At 54.1% G+C, this 3,020-nt stretch carries 1 protein-coding gene, 1 tRNA gene, 1 pseudogene and 1 riboswitch; of the genes and pseudogenes, 1 reads left to right on the top strand and 2 read right to left on the bottom strand.

Annotated features, from left to right (window positions below; translation table 11 throughout):
• Positions 1 to 87 precede the first annotated feature (87 nt).
• Positions 88 to 1,977, bottom strand: coding sequence for a phosphomethylpyrimidine synthase ThiC (gene thiC / locus ACTHSP_RS19160; protein WP_049358181.1), 1,890 nt, complete (start codon positions 1,975 to 1,977; stop codon positions 88 to 90).
• Between the two features lie 93 nt (positions 1,978 to 2,070).
• Positions 2,071 to 2,170, bottom strand: a riboswitch (TPP riboswitch).
• A gap of 110 nt (positions 2,171 to 2,280) precedes the next feature.
• Here thiC and ACTHSP_RS19155 point away from each other — a divergent pair.
• A tRNA-Met gene (locus ACTHSP_RS19155) sits at positions 2,281 to 2,357 on the top strand.
• Between the two features lie 48 nt (positions 2,358 to 2,405).
• On the opposite strand, the pseudogene ACTHSP_RS19150 reads toward ACTHSP_RS19155, so the two are convergent.
• Positions 2,406 to 3,020 (bottom strand): annotated as a pseudogene (locus ACTHSP_RS19150) (FUSC family protein); the annotation flags it as partial.

Here is a 3,020-nt window from a genome sequence, read left to right as displayed (position 1 = left end):
ATAAATATCAAGATAAATCAATATGTTATTTAAATTACTCAAAATAGGTCTAGACGACTAAAGTAGCATCTTTTCTTGCTTTACGTTTTAACTGTAAAGCTTCGCTCCTTTTTTGACGAACTCAATCGCTTTTTCTTCCATGCCTTGCTGTTGTGTTTTTTGCTTGTCGGCGTAGTCGCGCACTTCCTGCGTGATTTTCATCGAGCAGAATTTGGGGCCGCACATCGAGCAGAAGTGGGCGATTTTCGCGCCTTCGGCGGGCAGGGTTTCGTCGTGGAAGCTCTCGGCGCGTTCGGGGTCGAGGCTGAGGCGGAATTGGTCGCGCCAGCGGAACTCGAAACGCGCCTTGCTTAAGGCGTTGTCGCGCAACTGTGCGCCCGGCCAGCCTTTGGCGAGGTCGGCGGCGTGGGCGGCGAGTTTGTAGGTGATGATACCGGTGCGCACGTCTTCTTTGTCGGGCAGGCCGAGATGCTCTTTCGGGGTAACGTAGCAGAGCATGGCTGTGCCATACCAGCCGATATTGGTCGCACCTATGCCCGAGGTGATGTGGTCGTAGCCGGGGGCGATGTCGGTAACGAGCGGACCGAGTGTGTAGAAAGGCGCTTCAAAGCAGTGTTGCAGCTCTTCGGTCATGTTTTCTTTCACGCGTTGCAGCGGTACATGGCCTGGACCTTCGATCATGACTTGTACGTCGTGTTCCCACGCTTTGGCGGTCAATTCGCCCAAAGTGTGCAGCTCGGCAAATTGGGATTCGTCGTTGGCATCGGCAATGCAGCCGGGACGCAGACCGTCGCCGAGGCTGAACGATACGTCGTAGGCTTTCATGATTTCGCAGATTTCGTCGAAATGCGTGTAAAGGAAGTTTTCCTGATGATGGGCAAGGCACCATTTCGCCATGATGGAGCCGCCGCGCGATACGATGCCGGTCAGGCGGTTGGCGGTCATCGGTACATAACGCAGCAATACGCCTGCGTGCAGGGTGAAATAATCCACGCCTTGTTCTGCCTGCTCGATTAAGGTGTCGCGCACCAAATTCCAAGTCAGGTCTTCGGCGATGCCGCCGGTTTTTTCCAACGCCTGATAAATCGGCACGGTGCCGATGGGGACGGGCGCGTTGCGGATAATCCATTCGCGCGTTTCGTGGATGTGCGCGCCTGTGGATAAATCCATAATCGTGTCCGCGCCCCAACGCAGCGACCACACCATTTTTTCGACTTCTTCGGTCAGGCTGGAGGTAACGGCGGAGTTGCCCAAGTTGCCGTTGATTTTGACGCGGAAGTTGCGGCCGATAATCATCGGTTCGAGTTCGGGATGGTTGATGTTGGCAGGGATAATCGCGCGTCCGGCGGCGATTTCTTGGCGCACAAATTCAGGCGTGATTTGGTCGGGATGGGTCGGGATATTCGCGCCGAAACTTTGCCCTGCGTGTTGTTTCAAGAGCTTGGCGTATTCAGGCCGTCTGAAAAGTTCGTCCAGTTTCATGCGTTCGCGTATGGCGACAAACTCCATTTCCGGCGTGATGATGCCTTGGCGGGCGTAGTGAAGCTGGGTTACATTGCGGCCTGCTTTGGCGCGGCGCGGACGGGTGATTTGGTTGAAGCGCAGATGGGCAGTTTTCGGATCGTGTGCGCGTTCGGTGCCGTATTCGCTGGAAAGCTTAGGCAGGATTTCGGTATCGCCGCGTTCATCCAGCCATGTGGTGCGGACGTGCGGCAGCCCTTGTTTTAGATCGATGTGCGCCGCCGGATCGCCGTATGCGCCGCTGGTGTCGTACACCGGAATTGGCGGATTGGCTTCCGTACCTTGCGCTGTGTAGGTATCATCCTGACGGATTTCGCGCAAAGGCACGCGGATGTCGGCGCGGCTGCCCGGGATATAGACACGGTCGGAATTGGGATATTGGAAGCGGATGCCGATGTCTTCGCTCAAGTCGGAAAGACGGCGCGCCTCATCGCCGGTTTTTTTAGTGGTAGTCATAAAAAAATTGCTCCTGTTTCTCGGTTATGAAAGGAAACAGGAGCATTGCTTTTTTCAGACGGCCTTGTGGATATTTTCAATCAACCGTTTAAAATCACATTTGCCGAAACTCCCCACGCAGGTATTATCCTGTTCGGGTGTAAAGGGTATTTCTCAGCCGCTTGGTTTGAAAGCAGCACCCCTGTTTCTTTATTAACGAAAATTAAACCATGCGGACGGTTTTTTGTAAAGCGGCGTTTTTCGCATTTTCTGTCAAAAACGCTTGACAGCGATTCCGTCTTTCCGTATAGTTACAACTTCTGACGCGGGATGGAGCAGCATGGTAGCTCGTCGGGCTCATAACCCGAAGGTCGTAGGTTCGAATCCTGCTCCCGCAACCAAATATAAAAATCCCCTGCAATCGCAGGGGATTTTGCTTTATGCGGTATTTATTGTTGCTCCGGATCGGTATCGTTGCGCAGGTATTCTTTCAGGCGTTGCAATTCTTTTTTGTCCAACCATTTATTGCGCGAACGTTGCAACAGAATCACCAATGCGGCGATTTCGTTACGCATATTGGTACTGAGCCAGAGGAAGCCTTGCCAGTCGTAATGCAGGCGGGCGGCCGGTTTGCTCAGTTCGGTATTGAGCGAAGTATCGATGCGGATACGGCGGGCGTAGTGGCCTTTGATGAGGCGGACGGTCAGGCGCAGCTCGCGTTGGAGTTGGTTGAAATGGCGGTCGAGCAGGCGGATTTCGCTTTCGTTGAGCGTGGGCGCGCGCAGTTTGGCGGCGGTGGTCAGGAGCAGCTCGGTGGTGGTGACGATTTTGCGGTGGGCATGCTGCATGGCTTCCATCATATTGTTGCTGATGTGGCTTTCGCCGGATGTTGCGGCCAGATGGCTGCGGCTTTTGACCATGCGGGCGTTGATTTTGCGCATTTTAATCATGTTTTGCTCCAAACGCTCGCGCGTCATGCGCTTGCCATTGCTGATTTCGGCAATCATTTTGGCGCAGTCGGTGAGGTTGTCGGCAAGCATGAAGCGCCACATCAGGGTGGAGCG

The organism is Neisseria sp. P0001.S005, from assembly GCF_051963715.1.
Note: the sequence above shows the minus strand (reverse complement) of the source record. Positions and strands in the feature narration are given on the sequence as shown.